This is a genomic window from Bacillus sp. JJ1474, assembly GCF_036965225.1.
Lineage (GTDB): Bacteria > Bacillota > Bacilli > Bacillales > Cytobacillaceae > Cytobacillus.
This window is the reverse complement of sequence record NZ_JBALPC010000135.1, coordinates 1-6753: the sequence shown is the minus strand read 5'-3', so window position 1 is coordinate 6753 and position 6753 is coordinate 1. Positions and strand designations below refer to the sequence as shown.

Annotated in this window: 5 protein-coding genes and 1 pseudogene; 5 read left to right on the top strand and 1 reads right to left on the bottom strand. The window is 37.5% G+C overall.

What is annotated here, in order from left to right:
- Positions 1 to 1407, top strand: a 1407-nt coding sequence (locus V7164_RS16555) for a catalase (RefSeq protein WP_335354629.1), incomplete at its 5' end; no start/stop codon positions are given.
- Positions 1408 to 1487: 80 nt separating this feature from the next.
- Here the strand turns inward: V7164_RS16555 and V7164_RS16550 are convergent.
- A complete protein-coding gene (locus tag V7164_RS16550) occupies positions 1488 to 1646 on the bottom strand; it encodes a hypothetical protein (protein WP_335348506.1) in 159 nt (52 codons plus the stop codon).
- A 241-nt stretch (positions 1647 to 1887) separates the two neighbouring features.
- Here V7164_RS16550 and V7164_RS16545 point away from each other — a divergent pair.
- The 4 genes and pseudogenes from V7164_RS16545 to V7164_RS16530 form a co-directional block, all read left to right on the top strand.
- Positions 1888 to 3438: pseudogene (locus V7164_RS16545) on the top strand (ABC-F family ATP-binding cassette domain-containing protein); the annotation flags it as partial.
- A 261-nt stretch (positions 3439 to 3699) separates the two neighbouring features.
- Positions 3700 to 4551 (top strand): DegV family protein, encoded by an 852-nt coding sequence (locus V7164_RS16540; RefSeq protein WP_335346016.1) that lies wholly within the window; start codon positions 3700 to 3702, stop codon positions 4549 to 4551.
- Positions 4552 to 5138: 587 nt separating this feature from the next.
- Complete coding sequence (locus V7164_RS16535) at positions 5139 to 5936, top strand: HAD family hydrolase (RefSeq protein WP_335347611.1); 798 nt, start codon at positions 5139 to 5141, stop codon at positions 5934 to 5936.
- An 8-nt stretch (positions 5937 to 5944) separates the two neighbouring features.
- On the top strand, positions 5945 to 6193 hold the full coding sequence (locus tag V7164_RS16530) for a DsbA family oxidoreductase (protein ID WP_335347612.1): 249 nt from the start codon (positions 5945 to 5947) through the stop codon (positions 6191 to 6193).
- The last annotated feature ends 560 nt before the right edge of the window (positions 6194 to 6753 follow it).

The window sequence follows — 6753 nt, the reverse complement described above, 5'->3', positions numbered from 1 at the left end:
GGTCCAAGAGGCCCGATCCTATTGCAGGATGTTTGGTTACTAGAAAAGCTAGCTCATTTTGACAGAGAAGTGATTCCTGAAAGACGAATGCATGCAAAAGGATCTGGTGCCTATGGGACGTTTACTGTCACCCATGATATTACAAAATATACAAAGGCTAAAATATTCTCTGAAATTGGTAAACAAACAGATATGTTTGTACGTTTCTCTACAGTTGCTGGTGAGCGTGGTGCAGCAGATGCTGAACGGGATATTCGTGGATTTTCGATGAGATTTTATACGGAAGAAGGAAACTGGGATCTCGTTGGAAATAATACACCCGTGTTCTTCTTCAGAGACCCGATGCAATTCCCTGATTTGAACCATGCTGTTAAGCGTGACCCCCGCACGAATATGCGAAACGCTAACAACAACTGGGACTTCTGGACTTCACTTCCTGAAGCATTGCACCAAGTGACCATCGTCATGAGTGACCGCGGAATTCCGAAGTCGTACCGTACGATGCATGGATTCGGAAGCCATACATTTAGTATGATCAATGATCAAAATGAACGAGTATGGGTGAAATTCCACATGCGTTCACAACAAGGCATTGAAAACATCACTGACGAAGAGGCAGAACTACTTGTTGGAAAAGATCGTGAAAGCCATCAAAGAGATCTTTATGAAAATATCGAAAATGGCAACTTCCCAAAATGGAAAATGTACATCCAAGTGATGACAGAGGAACAAGCAAAAAATCATCCTGATAACCCATTTGACTTAACTAAAGTATGGTATAAGAAGGACTACCCTCTCATCGAGGTTGGAGAATGGGTGCTCAATCGGAATCCAGAAAACTATTTCGCTGAAGTAGAACAGGCTGCCTTTACACCAGCTAATGTCGTACCAGGTATTAGCTTCTCACCTGATAGAATGCTGCAAGGCAGATTATTCTCTTACGGAGATGCTCAGCGCTATCGTTTAGGTGTTAACCACCATCAAATTCCTGTTAATCAGCCAAAGTGCCCTTTCCACAGCTACCATCGTGATGGAGCAATGAGAGTGGACGGCAACAAAGGCAGCACCATTCACTATGAACCAAACAGTTATGGTGAATGGAAAGAACAACCTAAGTATAAAGAACCGTACCTTGCTCTCCAAGGGGATGCCGGTCAGTGGGATTTTAGAGAAGATGATGACAACTACTTTGAACAGCCTGGCCGTCTCTTCAACTTAATGAGCAAAGAACAACAGCAAGTATTGTTTGAAAATACAGCTCGTAATATGAATGGTGTTGAAAGACATATTCAGATTCGCCATATTAAACATTGCTATCAAGCGGATCCTGCTTACGGTGAAGGTGTCGCAAATGCGATTGGTATCCCATTGAATGAAATCGAAGTTGAAGTAAAGGAAGAAAGATAATTTTCTAGTCATAAGCAAAATGATAAAAAAGCACACCGATTATTTACTAAATTTGGTGTGCTTTTTGCTTGCCTGTTTTTTTACTCTTCCATAAAAACTCTCGCGTAATACAAACTTTCTTCGTCTAATTCACCATTTTCTATTGTTTCTTCTAAAGAATTCTTTTGCTCTTCACTGACAATCTGAAAACTTCCTGAGACATTTGGAACCGGTTTATTATTCTCCTTTTTTATGATCATTCATCCCCTTTCATTAAATTACTTATAATGTGGTTTTTTCTTTTGAAAATATTCAAATAAAATAATTCCCCTCTTTTCTGAATAAATGGTTTGTTCAAAGTTCATCTGAATTTTTGTCAATCAAATTTCTTTTCCCTTTATATCCAATCATTTTCCACCTTCTTAGCTACTAAAAATGCTAGTTTTATAAGAAAAAATCTTGTATTATGTAAAAATGGATTACTTTCGATGAAGTGGTNNTTTATTAAATGTTGAAAAATTAAGTCACACATTTGGTGACAGAACACTATTTAAAGATGTCTCCTTTCGATTACTTGCAGAAGATCATGTAGGTTTAGTTGGTGCAAACGGGGTTGGGAAATCGACCTTGATGAATATTATTACTAAACAATTAATTCATGATTCAGGTCGTGTTGAATGGACTCCTAATGTTCATTATGGATACCTTGATCAGCATACAGTTTTGACACCAGGAAAAACAATGCGGGATGTCCTAAAGGATGCTTTTCTTCCGCTTTTTGAACAAGAAAAGGCTCTGAATGAAGTGACTTCAAAAATGGCGGAGGCAACACCTGAAGAACTTGAAGCATTATTAGAAGAAATGGGAGAAATTCAGGATCGTCTTGATGCAGGCGGATTTTATTCCCTTGATATTAAAATTGAGGAAGCAGCACGCGGGCTTGGGTTAGATGCCATCGGACTGGATCGGGACGTTTCCGCACTAAGTGGTGGCCAACGTACAAAAGTTTTATTGGCAAAGCTCCTTTTAGAACAGCCACAAGTCCTATTGCTTGATGAGCCGACCAACTATTTGGACGTTGAGCATATTCGCTGGCTGACGAATTATTTGAAAGAGTATCCGTATGCTTTCATGCTCATTTCCCATGATACAGAATTCATGAACCAAGTATCAAACACCATTTTCCATCTGGAATTCTCGAAGCTGACCCGTTATACAGCCAGCTATGATAAATTCCTAGAATTAGCGGAAATCAATAAAAACCAGCATATTAATGCATATGAGAAACAGCAGGAATTCATTAAGAAACAAGAGGATTTCATTTCGAAAAATAAAGCGCGATATTCAACGACAGGCAGAGCAAAGAGCCGACAAAAGCAGCTTGATCGCATGGAAAGAATTGATCGCCCTGAAACAGCAATGAAACCAACTTTTGATTTCAAAGAATCCCGCGGAAGCAGCCGTTATGTTTTTGATGGGCAGGATTTTGAGATTGGTTATACACATGCTTTATTACCAAAAATGTCAATCACGATTGAACGCGGTGAAAAGATAGCGATTGTCGGCTGTAACGGTGTCGGTAAATCTACACTTTTGAAGACAATGCTTGGAAAGATAAAGCCAATAAGTGGTAAAGTGGAGCGTGGAGACTTCCTCTTCCCTTCTTATTTCGAACAGGAAGTAAAAGCTGGAAACATCACTCCGATTGATGATGTTTGGAGTGAGTTCCCATCCATGGATCAGCATCAAGTACGTGCTGCTCTCGCTCGATGCGGCTTGAAGAATGAGCATATTTCTCGTCCTTTAAATCAATTAAGCGGCGGCGAGCAAGCAAAAGTTCGCTTATGCAAGCTCCTTATGAATGAAAGCAACTGGCTTCTATTCGATGAGCCTACAAACCATCTGGATGTTGTTGCAAAGGAAGAATTAAAACGAGCATTAAAATCATATAAAGGTACAATCGTGCTAGTTTGCCACGAACCTGATTTCTATGAAGACTGGGTAACGAAGGTTTGGGACGTAGAGGAATGGTCCCAACAGCTCCAATCGTAATAAATTCCATTCATAACCCCTGATTTTTCAGGGGTTTTTTGCTTAAATGTGAGCAAAAAATGAATTTTATCATTGAGTCTTTTAAACGCTTACATTTAGTGTATAATAAAACAGGCCCGGCAAATAAGATCAATAGTTTAGTATGTATTATTTTTTCAATATGGATATTTTACAATCATTTTTTTAAAAGGATCCGATGTGTTTCAATATATTGGCATTGCCTTTCAGCGGGTAAATTTTTGATAAAGGACAAATGAATTTATGACAACCAAAAAGATAGCCTGGATTACTGACAGCACGGCATTTATTACAGATGAGCTGCGGAATCATCCTGATGTTTATGTCGTCCCGCTCTCCATTACTTTTGGCGATGAAACATTTGAGGATGGGATAGATTTAAATACAAATCAACTATATTCCCGTATTCGTTCATCGAAAGAAATACCAAAAACCTCACAGCCTTCAGCTGGGAGATTTGCGGAGCTTTTTGAACAATTAAAAGGTAAATATGACTCAGCTATAGCCGTTCATATTTCTGGAAAATTAAGTGGAACCATTAATAGCTGTCTATCAGGTGCTGCGCTTGCCGGTTTTCCGGTTGATACAGTCGATTCTAAATCGATGTCCTATGCTATTACGACTTTAATATATAAAGGCATGAATCTTTTAAATGACGGCATGCCTGCTAAAAATATCGCAGAAATTCTTCAGAAAGAAGCAGCCAAATCTGAAAATTATATTTTGCTAGGAAGTCTTGATCAATTTTATAAAGGCGGACGAATGTCAGGTACTTCCTATTTACTCGGCAGTCTTCTAAAAATCAAACCTATTATCCGAATAAACACAAATGGTGAATTTGGACTTTTCGACAAGGTTCGATCTGAAAAGAAAGCAATTAAACGTATGCTAGATCTGCTTGGTGAATCCTATAAGAAGCATTCAATATTACAAGTACAAATTCTTCATGGAAATGTGCTGGATAAAGCAAATAAACTCGCTTCAGAAATAAAAGCACACTTCCCTAATCTCGATATTTTCATCGGAGAAATAAGCTCCACGATCGCTGCTCATGCTGGAGAAGGAACACTTGCAACCATTTGGCATAATGAATAAAAAGAAAAATGTGTCGGATTTTTCATAGTTGTTCAGTATTTGTAGAGAAACATTGAAAATAACATACAAATTAACAGACCATTCGCATACAGGATTGGTCCTTTTTTATACATATTTTACTTTTGGCATGTAAAATTGCTGAACCATAGGCAAATGAAATAACCATTAATTTCTTGATATTTCATTCTGAACTTAGCGGACATCAGATCCTTTTATTGTGACAAAATGAGTTAATTCCTTATGTTTGGGGTCAGAGGATCCGCTATTTTGAAAAAAGCAGTGATTTCATTGAGTTTTTCGTAATTAGAGTACTTGGTGTCCCCGCTTAGCTCTTAAAATAGGGTCATTTAATAAATATAACGGATTCAATATCCTCTTAAGAGTAAAAACTATATATCTTCCAATTTAACCAAGGAAAATCATCCAGTTAACCATGGTTATTCCCTACTTTCCACATACAAACCCTCTTTTTTTTGCATAGTAACGTCCACTGCTCACCACTCTTCACTAAATCTATACATTGAATTTACTTGGCTTTAATATTCAGATAATACAATTGGTTTATCAACGAATGAGGAGGCAGATAAATGAATGTGCGTGCAATATTTATAGATATGGATGGTACACTATTAAAAGCCTCAAACTCCATTTCCAGCCGAAATAAAGAAGCTATTAATAGGCTCATTAATCAGGGAGTCAAGGTTTTTCTCGCCACTGGTCGACACTATGACATAACCGTTCCCTACCATAAAGAAATTGGATTACAAACTCCGATGATCTGTTTGAATGGTGCTGCTATTCACGATGCAGAGTCAGGAAGAATTATACAAATGAAAACCGTCCGATTAAACGAAGAACGATTTCACAATCTGACCGCTGAAAGTCCTTGTAATGTTATCATCCATACAGCAAATGGGATTTATTATAAGGAATCAAATAAAGAAATCGATTATTGGGCAAAAGTTGGGCAAATTCCGCCACTGTATATTGGTGACTTAAGACAAGTAAATTATCAAGATGTTCTTAAATACAGTGTTCGAACAGGTGCACCATGTCCGGAATTATCCGCATTGTTTAAAAAAGAAGCAGAAGTCATCGATTGGAATGACGGATTTGAGCTAGTTGCTCCAAATGTTTCCAAATGGTCTGCCATTAAAAGCTTACTTACTGAATTTCGAATGAGTCCAAGTGAAGTCGTAGCCATTGGAGACGGACCCAATGATATAGAGATGCTTCGTCATGCAGGTACTGGTGTGGCCATGGGGAACGCTTGCGAAAAGGTTAAAGCTGCAGCTGATTTTATTACAGGACACCATGAAAATGACGGATTAGCTGAGTTCATCGAACGGAATCTTCTTATAACATCTAAATCCTATGCGATTTAGAGTTTTTTTTGACTTTTTTAATGAAAACATGCGAAAATAAATTCCTCCCAGACAATGAACAATTAATTGGATTAGCAAAAGAAGTTGGACTTAATGAAGAGAAAGTGAGGTCCATTCTTGAAGATGAAAATGCTTATTTAGCTGACGTTCAAAAAGACATCAAAGATGCAAGAAGCATGCAAATAATTGGTGTTCCATTCTTTGTAATGAACAATAAATACTCTGCTTCATGTGCTCAACCAAAAAAGGTATTTTAAAGAAGCATTAGAAAAAATTGCAGAAGAAGAAGGCATTAAACCTACTTTGAAAACATTTGGCTCTATCGATGGTGGTGTTTGTGGTCCTGACGGCTGCTCGATATATCTCAACTATTCTCTAAATGAAACTTTTAAAAAAATACGCAAACAATCTGTACACCTATTCACATGGTATACAGATTGTTTGCGTAGATTCCAGACGTGGTGTTCTCCAAGACTGTTAACGTTGAAAATAGCCCTAATGAAAAATTGGCCTTATCCTTATTCAGGGAATACGACATTTTGTTAAAGATTATTATTGTAGTAAAGCACCTTTTATTTTAAGAACAACTCAAAATTAAATTGTTATTGACCCTACCCATTGGCTTGTATTTGAAGCCACTTGAAATGTATTATTATCTACCACGCTAGTTTCCCTAAAAACCTTCTGTAAACGATTTCACTGGGAGCTCCTTCCACGAGTACAGTTTCTTTTACTAATAAACCTTGTTTAGAATACATTTTAACAATTAATCTAAATGAAGTATTTATATGAACACCAATAACAAATGCTATATGAT

Bases quoted from the DNA above. Each gene is read 5' to 3' on its own strand.
- V7164_RS16535 (WP_335347611.1), top strand. From the start codon at position 5,139: ATGAATGTGCGTGCAATATTTATAGATATGGATGGTACACTATTAAAA.
- V7164_RS16550 (WP_335348506.1), bottom strand. From the start codon at position 1,646: ATGATCATAAAAAAGGAGAATAATAAACCGGTTCCAAATGTCTCAGGA.
- V7164_RS16540 (WP_335346016.1), top strand. From the start codon at position 3,700: ATGACAACCAAAAAGATAGCCTGGATTACTGACAGCACGGCATTTATT.